Source organism: Streptomyces sp. NPDC051109 (assembly GCF_044455885.1).
In the GTDB taxonomy this organism is placed as follows: domain Bacteria; phylum Actinomycetota; class Actinomycetes; order Streptomycetales; family Streptomycetaceae; genus Streptomyces.
This window is the reverse complement of record NZ_JBITFF010000008.1, coordinates 289386-303880: the sequence shown is the minus strand read 5'-3', so window position 1 is coordinate 303880 and position 14495 is coordinate 289386. Positions and strand designations below refer to the sequence as shown.

General features: G+C 72.8%; 17 protein-coding genes. 9 read left to right on the top strand and 8 right to left on the bottom strand.

All coding sequences use genetic code 11. The features are described from left to right. The first annotated feature begins 201 nt into the window (after positions 1-201). Positions 202-849, top strand: a complete 648-nt coding sequence (locus ACIBAD_RS18060) for an SCO3374 family protein (RefSeq protein ID WP_398907659.1) — start codon at positions 202-204, stop codon at positions 847-849. Here the strand turns inward: ACIBAD_RS18060 and ACIBAD_RS18055 are convergent. From ACIBAD_RS18055 to ACIBAD_RS18025, 7 genes are all read right to left on the bottom strand, one after another. After that, positions 828-1166: an Lsr2 family protein gene (locus ACIBAD_RS18055; RefSeq protein WP_030867899.1), complete on the bottom strand. Its 339-nt coding sequence runs from the start codon at positions 1164-1166 to the stop codon at positions 828-830. The genes ACIBAD_RS18060 and ACIBAD_RS18055 overlap by 22 nt on opposite strands. Before the next feature lie 165 nt (positions 1167-1331). Then, the gene (locus ACIBAD_RS18050; protein WP_134072424.1) at positions 1332-1862 is read right to left on the bottom strand and encodes an amino-acid N-acetyltransferase; all 531 of its coding nucleotides are present in this window, start codon (positions 1860-1862) and stop codon (positions 1332-1334) included. A 9-nt stretch (positions 1863-1871) separates the two neighbouring features. Beyond that, a complete protein-coding gene (locus tag ACIBAD_RS18045) occupies positions 1872-2387 on the bottom strand; it encodes a BlaI/MecI/CopY family transcriptional regulator (RefSeq protein ID WP_398907658.1) in 516 nt (171 codons plus the stop codon). Positions 2388-2538: 151 nt separating this feature from the next. Continuing rightward, positions 2539-2712, bottom strand: a complete 174-nt coding sequence (locus ACIBAD_RS18040) for a hypothetical protein (RefSeq protein WP_398907657.1) — start codon at positions 2710-2712, stop codon at positions 2539-2541. A 13-nt stretch (positions 2713-2725) separates the two neighbouring features. Continuing rightward, entirely contained in the window at positions 2726-3343 is a 618-nt protein-coding gene (locus ACIBAD_RS18035) for a hypothetical protein (RefSeq protein ID WP_398907675.1), read from the bottom strand. 95 nt (positions 3344-3438) lie between these two features. Then, positions 3439-3624 (bottom strand): DUF397 domain-containing protein, encoded by a 186-nt coding sequence (locus ACIBAD_RS18030; RefSeq protein ID WP_030158488.1) that lies wholly within the window; start codon positions 3622-3624, stop codon positions 3439-3441. A gap of 112 nt (positions 3625-3736) precedes the next feature. Continuing rightward, the gene (locus ACIBAD_RS18025; protein WP_134072426.1) at positions 3737-4858 is read right to left on the bottom strand and encodes a beta-eliminating lyase-related protein; all 1122 of its coding nucleotides are present in this window, start codon (positions 4856-4858) and stop codon (positions 3737-3739) included. Between the two features lie 98 nt (positions 4859-4956). On the opposite strand from ACIBAD_RS18025, the gene ACIBAD_RS18020 reads away from it, so the two are divergent. From ACIBAD_RS18020 to ACIBAD_RS17995, 6 genes are all read left to right on the top strand, one after another. Beyond that, positions 4957-5862, top strand: coding sequence for a DUF2520 domain-containing protein (locus tag ACIBAD_RS18020; RefSeq protein ID WP_134072429.1), 906 nt, complete (start codon positions 4957-4959; stop codon positions 5860-5862). Between the two features lie 5 nt (positions 5863-5867). Next, positions 5868-6860, top strand: coding sequence for a pantoate--beta-alanine ligase (gene panC / locus ACIBAD_RS18015; RefSeq protein WP_166682131.1), 993 nt, complete (start codon positions 5868-5870; stop codon positions 6858-6860). Continuing rightward, a complete protein-coding gene (locus tag ACIBAD_RS18010; protein ID WP_398907656.1) occupies positions 6857-8590 on the top strand; it encodes an L-aspartate oxidase in 1734 nt (577 codons plus the stop codon). The genes panC and ACIBAD_RS18010 overlap by 4 nt, the downstream gene beginning before the upstream one ends. Then, the gene (gene nadC / locus ACIBAD_RS18005; protein ID WP_398907655.1) at positions 8587-9582 is read left to right on the top strand and encodes a carboxylating nicotinate-nucleotide diphosphorylase; all 996 of its coding nucleotides are present in this window, start codon (positions 8587-8589) and stop codon (positions 9580-9582) included. The genes ACIBAD_RS18010 and nadC overlap by 4 nt, the downstream gene beginning before the upstream one ends. Then, positions 9582-10391 (top strand): type III pantothenate kinase, encoded by an 810-nt coding sequence (locus ACIBAD_RS18000; RefSeq protein ID WP_134072437.1) that lies wholly within the window; start codon positions 9582-9584, stop codon positions 10389-10391. The genes nadC and ACIBAD_RS18000 overlap by 1 nt, the downstream gene beginning before the upstream one ends. 142 nt (positions 10392-10533) lie before the next feature. Continuing rightward, positions 10534-11271 (top strand): GntR family transcriptional regulator, encoded by a 738-nt coding sequence (locus tag ACIBAD_RS17995; RefSeq protein WP_398907654.1) that lies wholly within the window; start codon positions 10534-10536, stop codon positions 11269-11271. Between the two features lie 22 nt (positions 11272-11293). On the opposite strand, the gene ACIBAD_RS17990 is transcribed toward ACIBAD_RS17995, so the two are convergent. Beyond that, entirely contained in the window at positions 11294-11503 is a 210-nt protein-coding gene (locus ACIBAD_RS17990; RefSeq protein ID WP_398907653.1) for a hypothetical protein, read from the bottom strand. Positions 11504-11611: 108 nt separating this feature from the next. Between ACIBAD_RS17990 and ACIBAD_RS17985 the strand changes: the two genes are divergently transcribed. Both ACIBAD_RS17985 and ACIBAD_RS17980 read left to right on the top strand, forming a co-directional pair. Then, entirely contained in the window at positions 11612-12733 is a 1122-nt protein-coding gene (locus ACIBAD_RS17985; protein WP_134072441.1) for a DUF5937 family protein, read from the top strand. 180 nt (positions 12734-12913) lie between these two features. Then, a complete protein-coding gene (locus ACIBAD_RS17980; protein ID WP_398907652.1) occupies positions 12914-14470 on the top strand; it encodes a M28 family metallopeptidase in 1557 nt (518 codons plus the stop codon). Positions 14471-14495: the final 25 nt, after the last annotated feature.

The following is a 14495-nucleotide window of genomic DNA, read 5'->3' as shown; positions in this document are numbered from 1 at the left end:
CAAATCAGCGTGTCGCCCCGATCCACTAGGAATGTCTTACCCGTAAGGACTGACACTCCATGCCGGTGGCACCGGTTCCCTCCGCTACGGGCGAACACGATTGCGTCCCGAATGTGGGACTCCACCTCGACGGATGTTTACGTTCCGCATTGAGGCCTGTGCGCTGCGTAACTCCCGGGCACCTGCGGAGTTGGTCCGGGCATGGCCCTCACCGTTCCACCGCCCCGCGTCTCGCCCGAGGATCCACCCGCGGATGCGTACCAGAACGCGTACGCGTCCTGGTACGGGGAGGTGCTCGGCTGGCCCGTCGCGGGCGGAGCGCCCGCCCGGCTGGTCACCGGGGTGCGGTTCGACGTGCTGGAGCTGCCGGCCGATGCCGGGGAACGGCTGCTGCGCAGGCCGGTCGCCACGGGCCCGGTGGCCCTCGCGGGGCGCAGGATGCGGTTCCTGGTGGCCGCGGGGAGCGCGGACGAGCTGGAGGGGCTGCTCGACTGGCTGGAGTGGGGCGGAGTCGCCCTGGACCTCACCGCGCTGGGCGCCGGCGGCCGGATCTCGGCCCCGGTCCCGCCGGGACACCCCCAGGGAAGTCCCCGGGGGGCCGCCGTGTGGCTGCGACCCCCCGAGCAGGGGTGTGAGGCACTGCTGCCGGCCCTGCCCGGTCCGGGGCAGGGTGCCGGTCCCCGGCACGGTGGTGCCGGGCCCGATCTCGTACGCCTGGTCGCGGCGGCGGCGACGGAATGCCACCGGGCGCGCCTGTGGCGGCGTACGCCCCTGAGGGCCCCTTCCCCCGCAGGACCGCAGGCCCTGGGGGAACGGGAGGCCGAGGGTCAGCCCTTGGCGTTCTCGTAGGCCTCGCGGATCTCCTGCGGGACGCGCCCGCGGTCGTTGACGCTCATCCCCTGGGCCTTGGCCCAGGCACGGATCTCGGCGGTGTCCGGGTTGCCGGACGTCGCGGCCGTGCGGGTCTTGGCGCGACCGCCCGAAGCGCGGCCGCCGGTGCGGCGGGCGCCCTTGACGTAGTCGGCGAGCGCGGAGCGCAGCTTCTCCGCGTTGGCGGTGGTGAGGTCGATCTCGTAGGTCTTGCCATCCAGAGCGAACGTCACGGTCTCGTCCGCCTCGCCACCGTCGAGGTCGTCGACAAGAAGGACCTGAACCTTCTGTGCCACCGGGATTTCCTTTCATCGAAAAGCAGTACGCGGAAAGGAAACCGCTTTTCCCTGGAAAACACAAACCCCCGGGGAGAGGTTCGAGACCGCAAGGCGGCGGGAAACGTGCGCGATTCGGACATAGGCCACAGGTGCGCGGAGCACGGGAAAAGCCGCCGTGATCGTTCAGAGGTGCAGAAGCATCCGACTGTTACCCAAGGTGTTCGGCTTCACTCGTTCGAGACCGAGGAACTCGGCGACGCCCTCGTCATAGGAACGCAGGAGCTCGATGTAGACATCCGTCTCGACCGGGGTCTCGCCGATCTCGACGAAGCCGTGCTTCGCGAAGAAGTCCACTTCGAAGGTCAGGCAGAAAACCTTGGCGACGCCGAGGGTCCGCGCGGTGTCCAACAACTGCCGCAGCAGCTGATGGCCGACTCCGGCGCCCTTCAACTCGCGGTCGACCGCGAGTGTGCGCACTTCGGCCAGGTCTTCCCACATGACGTGGAGAGCGCCGCAGCCGACCACCCGGCCGTCGGAGTCGCGTTCCGCGACCCAGAACTCCTGGATGTCCTCGTAAAGGACGACCGGGGCTTTGTCGAGGAGGATCCGCTGCTGCACGTACTGGTCGAGGAGGCGGCGCAGCGCGGGAACATCGCCGGTGCGGGCACGGCGGATCGTCACTGTTTTTGCGTGTTCAGCGGAAAACTCACCCATGCCCGGACGCTATCGCCCGGGCTCGGCCCCGCGCCCGGCGGAGTCCCCTTCGGCGGGAGGGGGTGCGGAGGGCGTCTCGGCGGGGGGCTGCGGGGCGGAGCGGGCGGGGGGCTCGGCCACCGGTTCGGCCACCGGTTCGGCTGCCGGCTCCGCGGCGGAACCGTCGTCGTACCCCACGATGCGGAAGGCGTCCCGCAGGGCGTCGCGCTGTTCCGCGGACATCATGCCGAAGAAGGCCACGAGGGCGGCCGCGGGGTTGTCGCTCGTCGACCACGCTTCGTTCATCAGTGCGGCCGAGTAGGCGGCGCGGGTGGAGACCGCCGTATATCGATAGGCGCGGCCTTCGGCTTCCCGGCGGACCCAGCCCTTCTGATGGAGATTGTCCATAACCGTCATGACCGTGGTGTACGCGATGGACCGTTCCTGCTGAAGGTCTTCCAGTACTTCACGAACAGTGACCGGGCGGTTCCACTGCCACACCCGCGTCATGACCGCGTCTTCGAGTTCTCCCAAGGGGCGAGGCACAACAGCACGATAGTGCGGAATGTGCGGAATTGCCCGGCTATTCGGAGCGCAACGCGCCGCAAAAATGCCGGGACGCTGCGTTACGGGGGAAGGCCGCGTGCGCGGGAGTGCCGCCGCGGGAGAAGACTCCGGGGCGGGAAGGCCGGGCGGGCTACTTGCCGGGCTGGGCCTGCTGGGCGGCCTCGGCGCGGGCGATCACGGCGTCGACGGCCGCGTCCTCCTTGGCCTTGTTGGCGCCGCCCTGGCTCTTCACGATCGTCACGACGAGCGCGATGAAGAAGCCGGCCATCACTACGGGGGGCACGAGCGCGGAAACGTAGTCCATGCCCCCAGCGTAGCTACCCGGCAGCGAGCCCGGCCGCCGGGGGCGGGGTGGGCTTGCGGCGCGGCGGGAACACCTCGCCGGGGGTCGGGATGGGCCGCTCGGACGGGCGTTCGGGGTGCGACGGCTCCTTGGGGGCCGGCGCGGGACGGGCGGGCTGGGCTGGCTCCTCCTTGCCGTCCTTCGCCCCCCTGGACTCCCGCGCGCCCCTGCCCCCGGACAGCGCCAGCAGGCGGGTCCGGGGGGGCGGGGTCGTGGAGAGCCGCCGACGTACGGAGCGCTCCGCGATGCCCTGGCAGCGCTCCAGCAGCGCCGCCGCGACCGGGTTCGCCCGCAGGGCGCGCAGGGCGGCCAGGTCGTCGGGCGCGGGCTCGTACCCCGCGGCCAGGGCGTCCTGGAGCAGCTCCAGGTAGCCGGAGAGGCTGCCGGGCAGGGCGTCGCGGTAGCGGCCCAGGTCGGCGAGGAGGAACTCTCTGAGCCGTCCCGCCTCTTGGACCGCGTCGTCCACCGACTGCGCGAGGCGCAGACAGTCCTGGACCTCGGGGGCCGTCAGGGGTGCGGGGGCCGTGGAGGACTGGAGGGCGTGGGTGAGCGTTCGCCTGAGCACGAGCAGCTCGGCGGCGCTGAACGCCATGCCGCCGCGGGATCCGTAGGGCGTGGGCATGGGCCGAAGATACGCGCTAATCGGACAAAATCCCCTGAGCGGCATGATTCCGGGCGCGCCGAGGGTTATCCGTCCGCCTTGACGGCGTCAAGGAAGTCGGCCCAGGCGGACTGGGTCGTGGCCAGAACCAGATGCGCCGGGTCGGCCCGGTCGGCCACGCGGACGAGGTGGCCCGGGGCCGCGGAGACGTACACGCAGTTGTCTCCTTCGCCGCAGTACGTGGACTTCTGCCAGGCGGGGTGAGCGGTCATGGTGTCTCCTCCGGGGGGACGGCTCCGTTGCTTTCCCGTGGAGGGAAGGTAACCGGGAGGCGGCGCCGGACCGACGACTTCGCCGGAAATCGGTGCGTCGCTGTTCGCAATGTCACGGATGGATGCGTGCGGTGAAGGCCTCCACCGCCCGGTGGACGTCCTCGCGGGTCCAGGTGAGTCCCGGAGCGGTGACCGTCACCTCCGTCACCGAGACGCCCGGGACCGGCGACGGCGACCAGCGCCGGAAGAGGAGCGTGCCCGTGTCCTCCGCCAGCCGCACCCCCGCCTCCGTCAGGCGCTCCGCCCCGTACGGCAGCCAGACCTGGAACTGGTGCGTGTGCGGGGTCTCCGGGTTGATCCGGAACCACGGGACCGGGCCGCCCGCCAGCGCCTCGGCCAGCGCCGAAGCCACCGCGCGGGCCCCGGCCACGTACGACGGCAGGCGCGGGAGCTCCCCGTCCAGGCCGGCCAGCGCCGACAGGGCCTGCGGGAACTGGCGGAAGATCTGGCCCCCGTACCGGTGGCGCCAGACCCGCGCCTCCGCGACCAGGGAGGTGGAGCCCGCCAGGGCCGCGCCGCTGAGGCCGCCGAGCGACTTGTAGAACGAGACGTACACCGAGTCCGCGAGCCCGGCGATCTCCTGGAGCGGCCGCCCGAAGTGCACGGTCGACTCCCACAGCCGGGCCCCGTCGAAATGGACCACCGCGTCCCGTTCGCGGGCCGCGTCGACCAGCGCCCGGAGCTCCTCCCAGGTGGGGAGGAGGAAGCCCGGGCCGCGCAGCGGGAGCTCCAGCATCAGCGTGCCGAAGGGCTCCGCCAGCTCCGCGACCTCCTCCGCCGTCGGCTGGCGCGGGTCCGTGGTCGGGTGCACCGTCCGCAGGCCCGAGACCAGCGACAGCGCACCGCCCTCCCACAGCTCCGGATGGCTCATGGGGTGCAGTGCGACGACCGGGTTCCCGGTGCGCCCCGCCCAGCAGCGCAGCGCGATCTGCTGGGCCATCGTCCCGGAGGGGAAGAACGCCGCGTCCTGCGTCCCCAGCAGCTCCGCCACCCGCCGCTCCAGCCGGGCCACCACCCCGTCCCCGTACAGGTCGGCCGGCTCTTCGGGATCGGGCGCGGCCAGCCCCGCCAGCAGCTCCCCGACCGTCGCCTCCCGCGCGCCGGGCGAGAGCGTCCGGTCGGCCGCGCGACCCGCCGCCAGCAGCCGCTCCGTCAGATCATCGTCATCCGTCATGCCCCCGATCATCGCCGACCGGCCAACACGCCCAGGGGCTAGCATGGCGGCGTATCGTCCGGTACCCCCCGCGGACTGGAACGGAAGGCCTTCCCCGCGTGAACTCATCCCAGCAACCGCGCCCCGCCCGGCTCACCGTCGGGGTCGTCGGCGCAGGCCGGGTCGGCCCCGCGCTGGCCCGCGCGCTCCAGCAGGCCGGGCACCGGCCGGTCGCCGTCTCGGGCGTCTCCGACGCCTCCCGCCGGCGCGCCGCCCGGATGCTGCCCGACGTGCCGCTCGTACCGCCCGCGCAGGTGCTGGAGCTGGCCGACCTGGTGCTGCTGACCGTGCCCGACGACGCGCTGCCGGCCCTCGTCGAGGGACTCGCGGAGACCGGCGCGGTCCGGCCCGGCCAGCTCCTCGTCCACAGCTCCGGGCGGTACGGGACCGCCGTGCTGGACCCGGCCCGCCGCGCGGGCGCGCTCCCGCTGGCCCTGCACCCCGCGATGACCTTCACCGGCACCGAGGTGGACGTGCAGCGCCTGGCCGGCTGCTCGTTCGGCGTCACGGCCCCCGAGGAGCTGCGGCTCGCGGCCGAGGCCCTGGTGATCGAGATGGGCGGGGAGCCCGAGTGGATCGCGGAGGAGAACCGCCCGCTCTACCACGCGGCCCTCGCCCTCGGCGCGAACCACCTGGTCACCCTGGTCGCCCAGGCCATGGAGCTGCTGCACAAGGCCGGGGTCGAGCACCCCGACCGGATGCTCGGCCCGCTGCTCGGCGCGGCCCTCGACAACGCCCTGCGCTCGGGTGACGCCGCGCTGACCGGCCCGGTGGCCCGCGGCGACGCCGGTACCGTCGCCGCGCACGTCGCGGAGCTGCGCAAGCACGCCCCCGCCTCGGTCGCCGGATACTTGGCGATGGCCCGCACCACCGCCGACCGGGCCCTCGCGCACGGCCTCCTCAAGCCCGAACTCGCCGAGGACCTCCTGGGCGTGCTCGCCGATCCCGAGGGTGGGGACCAGTGACCGACCTGCTGCTGATCGACACCGCCGAGGAGCTCCACAAGCTCCCGCGGACCGCCGAAGGCCCGCGCGCCGTCGTCATGACCATGGGCGCCCTCCACGACGGCCACGCCACCTTGATCCGTACGGCCCGTGAGCGGGCCGGGGAGAGCGGCCAGGTCGTGGTCACCGTCTTCGTGAACCCCCTCCAGTTCGGGGCGAACGAGGACCTCGACCGCTACCCCCGCACCCTCGACGCCGACCTGGAGATCGCCCGAGCGGCCGGCGCCGACGCCGTGTTCGCCCCGGCCGTCGACGAGGTCTACCCCGGCGGCGACCCGCAGGTGCGGGTCAGCGCCGGCCCGATGGGCGAGCGCCTCGAAGGGGCCACCCGGCCCGGCCACTTCGACGGCATGCTGACCGTGGTCGCCAAGCTGCTCCACCTCACCCGTCCCGACCTGGCCCTGTTCGGCCAGAAGGACGCGCAGCAACTGGCCCTGATCCGGCGGATGGTGACCGACCTGAACTTCCCCGTCGAGGTGGTCGGCGTACCGACCGTCCGCGAGGAGGACGGGCTCGCACTGTCCTCCCGCAACCGGTACCTCTCCGGCCAGGAGCGCCGTACCGCCCTGGCCCTCTCCCGCGCCCTGTTCGCCGGGCAGGACCGGCTCGCCGCGCAGGCCGCGCTGCGCGCCCGCGCCGAGGCCTCCCCGACCAGCGACGAGCGGGCCACCGCCCTGGCCCGGCTCGGCGAGATCCGCTCCGCCGCCGACGCGCACGCCGTGTCCGCCGCGGGCACCGGGCTGCCGGACGCCGTACGGGCCGCCGCCCGCCACGTGCTGGAGGAGGCCGCCCGGCACGATCCGCCGCTGCTGCTGGACTACCTGGCGCTGGTGGATCCGCGGGACTTCACCGACGTCCGCCCCGACTTCACCGGGCAGGCCGTCCTGGCCGTCGCCGCCAAGGTGGGGACGACCCGGCTGATCGACAACATCCCATTGGAGTTCGGAGCACACACGTGAGCACCCCAGGCACAGGCACCGCCGGTACCGGCATACGGCTGCACGCCAACGCCCCCGGCTGGGCCCTCGACGCCGACGTCGTGGTCGTCGGCTCCGGCGTCGCCGGCCTGACCGCCGCACTGCGCTGCGCCGCCGCGGGCCGCCGTACGGTCGTGGTCACCAAGGCCCGGCTCGACGACGGCTCCACCCGCTGGGCGCAGGGCGGGATCGCCGCGGCCCTCGGCGAGGGCGACACCCCCGAGCAGCACCTGGACGACACGCTGGTCGCGGGCGCCGGGCTGTGCGACGAGGCCGCCGTACGGCTCCTCGTGACCGAGGGGCCGGACGCCGTGCGCCGGCTCATGGCCACCGGCGCCGTCTTCGACACCTCCGCCGAGACCGGCGAGATAGAGCTGACCCGCGAGGGCGGCCACCACCGCCGCCGGATCGCGCACGCGGGCGGCGACGCCACCGGCGCGGAGATCTCCCGCGCGCTGGTCGAAGCCGTCCACCGGGCGGGCATCCGTACGGTCGAGAACGCGCTCGTACTGGACCTCCTGCAGGACGCGCAGGGCCGTACCGCCGGCGTCACCCTGCACGTCATGGGCGAGGGCCAGCACGACGGCGTCGGCGCCGTCCACGCGCCCGCCGTGATCCTGGCGACCGGCGGCATGGGCCAGGTCTTCTCGGCCACCACCAACCCGTCGGTGTCCACCGGCGACGGGGTCGCGCTCGCCCTGCGGGCCGGCGCCGAGGTCTCCGACCTGGAGTTCGTCCAGTTCCACCCGACCGTGCTGTTCCTCGGTCCGGACGCCGAGGGCCAGCAGCCGCTGGTGTCGGAGGCGGTCCGCGGCGAGGGCGCGTACCTCGTCGACGCCGACGGGGTGCGCTTCATGCAGGGGCAGCACGAGCTGGCCGAGCTGGCCCCGCGCGACATCGTCGCCAAGGGCATCATGCGCCGCATGCAGGAGCAGGGCGCGCAGCACATGTACCTGGACGCGCGGCACTTCGGCGCGCAGATGTGGGAGCAGCGCTTCCCGACCATCCTGGCCGCCTGCCGCTCCCACGGCATCGACCCGGTCACCGAGCCGATCCCGGTCGCGCCCGCCGCGCACTACGCCTCCGGCGGCGTACGGACCGACCTGCACGGCCGTACCACCGTCCCCGGCCTGTACGCCTGCGGCGAGGTGGCCTGCACCGGCGTGCACGGCGCGAACCGGCTCGCCTCCAACTCCCTGCTGGAGGGGCTCGTCTTCGCCGAGCGGATCGCCGCCGACATCGCCGGCGGCGCGCCCGCCGGCAGCGGCCCCGGCATCCCGGTCCCCGCGACCGGCCCGCTCCAGCCCGCCGAGGCGCGGTACGAGGTCCAGCGCATCATGACGGACGGCGCGGGCGTGCTCCGCTCCGCCGAGTCCCTGCGCACGGCGGCCGCCGCCCTGGAGGACCTCTACACGACGGCCCTCACGGCGCTGGAGACGGACGGCAAGACCGCCGTGCCCGGCGTCGAGACCTGGGAGGCCACGAACCTGCTGTGCGTGGCCCGCGTACTGGTCGCCGCCGCCCTGCGCCGCGAGGAGACCCGCGGCTGCCACTGGCGCGAGGACCACCCCGACCGGGACGACGCCGCCTGGCGCCGCCACCTCGTCGTCCGGCTGTCCGCCACCGAGAGGCGGGCCCTGGTCGTCACCCCCACCGACTCCGCGGGCTTTCCGTCCGTACAGCACCCCCTGAGCCAGGAGCAGTCATCGTGAGCACCCCCGAACAGCACGAGCACGACCACGAGCACGCGGAGCTGCCGCTCCTCGACGAGTCCGCGGGCTGCGGCGACGACTGCGCGTGCGGCGACGGCGAGGAGAGCGGCCTGGACCCGGCGCTCGCCCAGCTGCTCGCGGACGCGGGCCTGGACCCCGTCGAGGTCGAGGACATCGCCCACATGGCGATCTCCGAGGACCTGGACGGCGGGGTGGACGTGACCACCGTGGCCACCGTCCCCGAGGACGCCGTCGCGCACGCCGACTTCACCGCGCGCGAGGCGGGCACGGTCGCCGGCCTGCGCGTCGCCGAGGCCGTCCTCTCGGTGGTCTGCGAGGACGAGTTCGAGGTCGAGCGGCACGTCGAGGACGGCGACCGCGTGCAGCCCGGCCAGGTGCTGCTGACGGTCAAGGCCCGCACCCGGGACCTGCTGACCGGTGAGCGCAGCGCGCTGAACCTGCTCTGCCTGATGTCGGGCATCGCGACGGCCACCCGCACCTGGGCCGACGAGCTGGAGGGCACCAAGGCGAAGGTCCGCGACACCCGCAAGACCACGCCGGGCCTGCGCTCCCTGGAGAAGTACGCGGTGCGCTGCGGCGGCGGCGTCAACCACCGCATGTCGCTGTCGGACGCCGCGCTGGTCAAGGACAACCACGTGATCGCGGCGGGCGGTGTCGCGGAGGCGTTCAAGGCCGTTCGCGAGCAGTTCCCGGACCTGCCGATCGAGGTCGAGGTGGACACCCTCCAGCAGGTGCGCGAGGCCCTGGACGCCGGCGCGGACCTGATCCTGCTCGACAACTTCACGCCGATCGAGACCGAGGAGGCCGTCGCGCTCGTCCACGGCCGCGCCGTGCTGGAGTCCTCGGGCCGCCTGACGATGGCCAACGCCCGTACGTACGCGGAGACGGGCGTCGACTACCTCGCGGTCGGCGGGCTCACGCACTCCTCCCCGATCCTGGACATCGGCCTGGACCTGCGCGAGGAGCGGTAATGCTGCTGACCATCGACGTCGGCAACACCCACACCGTGCTCGGCCTGTTCGACGGCGACGAGATCGTCGAACACTGGCGCATCTCCACCGACCCGCGCCGGACCGCCGACGAGATGGCCGTCCTGATGCAGGGCCTGATGGGCATGCACCCGATGCTCGGCAGCGAGCTCGGCGACGGCATCCACGGCATCGCGATCTGCTCGACCGTCCCGTCGGTGCTGCACGAGCTGCGCGAGGTGACCCGCCGCTACTACGGCGACGTCCCCGCGGTGCTGGTCGAGCCCGGGATCAAGACGGGCGTGCCGATCCTGATGGACAACCCGAAGGAGGTCGGCGCGGACCGCATCATCAACGCGGTCGCCGCCGTCGAGCTCTACGGCGGCCCGGCGATCGTGGTCGACTTCGGTACGGCGACCACCTTCGACGCGGTGTCCGCGAAGGGCGAGTACGTGGGCGGGGTGATCTCCCCGGGCATCGAGATCTCGATGGAGGCCCTCGGCGTACGGGGCGCGCAGCTCCGCAAGATCGAGCTGGCGCGGCCGCGCAACGTCATCGGCAAGTCCACGGTCGAGGCGATGCAGTCGGGCGTGGTCTACGGCTTCGCCGGGCAGGTCGACGGGGTGGTCACGCGGATGGCCAAGGAGCTGGCCGGCCCGCACGGCGACCCGGACGACGTCCGGGTGATCGCCACGGGCGGCCTGGCGCCGATGGTCCTCGGCGAGTCCTCGGTCATCGACGACCACGAGCCGTGGCTGACGCTGATCGGGCTGCGCCTGGTCTACGAGCGCAACGCGCCGAACTTCGACTGAGGCCGCACGCGCGCCGCTTGTCCGCGACCGGCGGGCAGGCGGCGCTGTGGTGCTCGTCTCACTCCTCGCCGTTCTGAAGACTCGGGTTCGACCTGATGAATTAGCTTGAGCCCAACTCGTCGACAGGTACAGGACGGCTCATATGGCCCGGGATACGGCGTACTTGAAGGTGGCCGACTCGCTGCGGGCGCGGATCGGGGCCGAGGAGTGGCCCGTCGGCGCCAAGCTGCCGTCGCGGTCCCGGTTCGCCCGGGAGTACGGGGTCGGGCAGAGCGTCACGCAGCGCGCACTGGAGCTGCTGATCATCGAGGGGCTCCTGGAGGGCCGCGCGGGTTCGGGCACCTACCTGTGCGCGCCGCGCGAGCGGCTGCGGATAGTCCGCTCCCGGCGGCGCCGCCGGGCCGGGCTCGGCGGTGGCGGCCTGACGTGGGAATCGCATTCCGCGGCCCGTACGCCGGCGCCCGAGCGGATCGCGCAGCGGCTCGCCGTCGCACCGGGAGACCCGTGCGTGCACACCACGTACGAGTTCCTGGCCGAGGGCCGGCCGGTGGAGATCTGCGAGTCCTGGGAGCCGATGGCGGTCACGGACGGCACTCCGGTCGTGCTGCCGGAGGCGGGCCCGTTCAAGGGCGCCGGGGTCATCGAGCGGATGCGCTCGATCGGCGTGCTGGTCGCCTCGGCGCTGGAGGTCCCCCGCCCGGCGCGCGCGAACCAGACGCAGGCCAATCTGCTCGGCATCAGCGTCGGCGAGCTGATCACCGAGATCGAGCGGACGTACTACGCGGTGGACGGCCGGGCGGTGGAGACCGCCGACATCGTGGTCGCGGACCGGCGCTCGGAGATCGCGTACGAGATCGACTTCCACCCCGGGGACCGCTGACCGGGCCGCGTCACCGGCCGCGTCACCGGGCTCCGTGCGCGTGGGTCAGCCGGCGCACCGCGGCCCACCAGGGGTGCCGGGCCTCCCGGCCTTCGAGGACGGCCTGGAACTGGAAGTACGTACGGGCCGAGCGCAGGAGGGCGACGTCGCCCCGGCCCGGCGGCGGGGGCATCGGCTCGCCCAGCTGGGACGCCCGGTAGGTGTCGATGAGGTACTGCTCGATCGCTGTCATGACTCAACCCTGGACCCGGTCGGACCACCCCGCACGACGATTGACGCTCCTCGTCAATCGATCCGTGTCCGTCCAGGTCACAGGCCCGGGACAGGTCAGAATGGCCCGATGAGCGTCACCATCGACATCGCCGGGCTCCCCGCGGAGCGCATCCGTTTCGCGCCCTCCCCGCTCTCCGAGCTCTGCATGGCGCTGCACGCCCTCTCGCAGCCCGCCCACCACCCCGGCCTGGCCTCCTGGACCACCGCCACCGCCGCCGCGCTGGATCCGTGCCTCGCGGACCGGCTGCTGGAGGGCGACTTCATGTGGCGCAGCTCCTTCTCCGACATCTTCATGGCCTTCGCGGGGATCCCCGGCGGCGGCGGCCTGCCCGCCGCGACCTTGGCCGAGGAGCTCGACGTACTCGACCGGATCGACGACGAGCGGTTCGTGATGGCCGCCCTGGAGCACTGCTGGCTGGCGCTCTACAACGAGGGCGGCGGGCCCTCCCCACTGAAGAACGCGCAGGCCAGGGCCAAGGCGCTGGAGACGGCCGCCGCGCGCGGACCGCGCCAGCTGGACTTCTCGCTGCGGCTGCTGGACGACACCGCCTCCGTACGGGTGTGGCTGCGGCGGCTCCTGGAGGACTGCGACGAGGCGTTCTTCGCCGACACCTGGCGGCGGATCGAGCCGCAGCAGAGTGCCGACGCGCGGCACAAGACCGAGGTCCTGCGCCGCAAGGGGCTGGCGGCGACCCTGCACGAGGTGTCGAGCGCGCTGAGCGTCGACGAGGCGGCGAGCACCATCACCGTCGACAAGATGGTCCACGGGTCGGCCACCGCGACGGACCCGGAGATAGGCCCCGGGCTGGTCTTCGTGCCGACGAACTTCGGCTGGCCGCACCTGCTGGTGCTGCACGCCCCCGGCTGGGTGCCGGTCGTCCACTATCCGATCCGCTCCCCCGAACTGCCCGAGCCGGGCTCGGTGGAACTGCTCCAGCGGCGGATGGAGGCGCTGGCGCACCCGATGCGGATGATGCTGTGCCGGAGCCTGGCGCGCGCCCCGTACACGACGAGCGAGCTGGCGACCGTGCACGGGATCACGGCGCCGGAGGTGTCGCGGCACCTGTCGGCCCTGAAGAAGGCGGGCCTGCTGCACACCAGGCGCCAAGGGCGCTACGTCCAGCACCAGTTGGACCTGGGGGTCGTCGCCCGGATCGGCTCGGAGTTCATCGAGGGCATCCTGCGCTGACGGACGGCCGAGGGACGGCCGGATGCCGGTGGCGGGCCTTCACCGATGCGCGGGGGCCGCCACCCGGAATCGGCGCGACCTCTGGCGAGATCGGCCTCCTCGTCTATACCGTGCGTCCACCGCGCACCACTGGCGCCGACCCTCCGTGCGTCTGCCCGTACTTGTCGTGGAAGGACCTTCATGCCCTCACGCCGTATAGCCGCAGCAACCGCCGCCCTGGCCGCCGCGGCCCTCGTCTCCCCGCTGATGCTCGCCGGACCGGCCGGGGCCGCCGGAAGCCCGCAGAGCGATGCCGCGCGGGGTGACGCACTGGCCCGGAAACTGGTCAAGGACTCGACCGGCAAAGGCGCCGACAACCACCTGAAGGTCTTCCAGGCCATCGCCGACTACAACAAGGGCACGCGCGTGGCCGGTTCGAAGGGCCACGTGCAGTCCGCGCAGTACGTCGAGGCCGTGATGCGGGCGGCCGGCTACAAGGTCTCGAAGAACGAGTTCGACTTCGTGTACGTCGAGACGATCGCCGAGACGCTCAAGGTCAACGGCGCGGGGCGCGAGCGCGACGTCCCGATCAAGCTGATGACGTACACGGCGAGCGGCCCGGAGGGCGGGGTGACCGCGCAGATCGCCGTCGCGCCGGTGGACGCGGACGGTACGAACGGCTGCGAGCCCGGCGACTTCGCCGCGGGCGCCTTCACCGGCAAGATCGCGCTGATCAAGCGCGGCGGCTGCACCTTCGCGGTCAAGCAGGCGAACGCCGCGGCGGCCGGGGCGGTCGGCGCGGTCATCTACAACAACACCGAGGGCGCGCTCAACGGCACCCTGGGCGACGCGAACGCGGGCAAGGTCCCGACCGGCGGCCTCTCCCGGGCGGAGGGCGAGCGGCTGGCCGCCGAGGCGGCGGCCGGGCCGGTGGAGGTGACCCTCGACATCCGCGAGTTCCGGGAGAACCGCAAGACGTACAACGTGATCGCGGAGACGCGGGGCGGCGACGAGGACAACACGGTCTTCCTCGGCGCGCACCTTGACTCGGTCGCGGCGGGCCCGGGCATCAACGACAACGGGTCGGGGTCGGCCGGCATCCTCCAGGTCGCGCAGCGCCTCGCGAGCAGCCAGAACAAGATCAAGAACAAGGTCAAGTTCGCGTGGTGGTCGGCGGAGGAGTTCGGCCTGCTGGGCTCCGAGGCGTACGTCGGCGGGCTGAGCGACGCACAGAAGAAGCAGATCAGGCTGTACCTGAACTTCGACATGATCGCCTCGCCGAACGCGGCGTACTTCGTCTACGACGGCGACGACTCCGACAAGGTCGGCTCGGGCCCGGGGCCGGAGGGTTCGGCGCAGCTGGAGAAGGGCATCACCGACTTCCTCGACGCGCAGAAGATCCCGCACGAGGGTTCCGACTTCACCGGCCGTTCGGACTACGGCCCGTTCATCGAGGCGGGCATCCCGTCCGGCGGTACGGACACCGGCGCCGAGGGCATCAAGACGGCGGCGCAGGCGGCGAAGTTCGGGGGCCTGGCCGGGGTCGCGTACGACGTGAACTACCACGGCAAGGGCGACGACATCACGAACATCGACCAGAAGGCGCTGGACATCAACGTGGACGTGATCGCGAACGCGGTCGGCCACTACGCGTTCGACCTGGCGCCGCTGTCGAAGCCGGTCCCCTCGGCCCCGACCACGGGCGGCTCCGCCGGCGGCGGCCTCCGCCCCGGCCACGACCACGAGGCCGCCGAGTAGTCCGCGGGTCCGCTGCGCGGGGAGG

Bases quoted from the DNA above. Each gene is read 5' to 3' on its own strand.
- ACIBAD_RS18060 (WP_398907659.1), top strand. From the start codon at position 202: ATGGCCCTCACCGTTCCACCGCCCCGCGTCTCGCCCGAGGATCCACCC.
- ACIBAD_RS18050 (WP_134072424.1), bottom strand. From the start codon at position 1,862: ATGGGTGAGTTTTCCGCTGAACACGCAAAAACAGTGACGATCCGCCGT.
- ACIBAD_RS18040 (WP_398907657.1), bottom strand. From the start codon at position 2,712: ATGGACTACGTTTCCGCGCTCGTGCCCCCCGTAGTGATGGCCGGCTTC.
- ACIBAD_RS18035 (WP_398907675.1), bottom strand. From the start codon at position 3,343: ATGGCGTTCAGCGCCGCCGAGCTGCTCGTGCTCAGGCGAACGCTCACC.
- ACIBAD_RS18030 (WP_030158488.1), bottom strand. From the start codon at position 3,624: ATGACCGCTCACCCCGCCTGGCAGAAGTCCACGTACTGCGGCGAAGGA.
- ACIBAD_RS18025 (WP_134072426.1), bottom strand. From the start codon at position 4,858: ATGACGGATGACGATGATCTGACGGAGCGGCTGCTGGCGGCGGGTCGC.
- ACIBAD_RS18000 (WP_134072437.1), top strand. From the start codon at position 9,582: ATGCTGCTGACCATCGACGTCGGCAACACCCACACCGTGCTCGGCCTG.
- ACIBAD_RS17995 (WP_398907654.1), top strand. From the start codon at position 10,534: ATGGCCCGGGATACGGCGTACTTGAAGGTGGCCGACTCGCTGCGGGCG.
- ACIBAD_RS17990 (WP_398907653.1), bottom strand. From the start codon at position 11,503: ATGACAGCGATCGAGCAGTACCTCATCGACACCTACCGGGCGTCCCAG.
- ACIBAD_RS17985 (WP_134072441.1), top strand. From the start codon at position 11,612: ATGAGCGTCACCATCGACATCGCCGGGCTCCCCGCGGAGCGCATCCGT.
- ACIBAD_RS17980 (WP_398907652.1), top strand. From the start codon at position 12,914: ATGCCCTCACGCCGTATAGCCGCAGCAACCGCCGCCCTGGCCGCCGCG.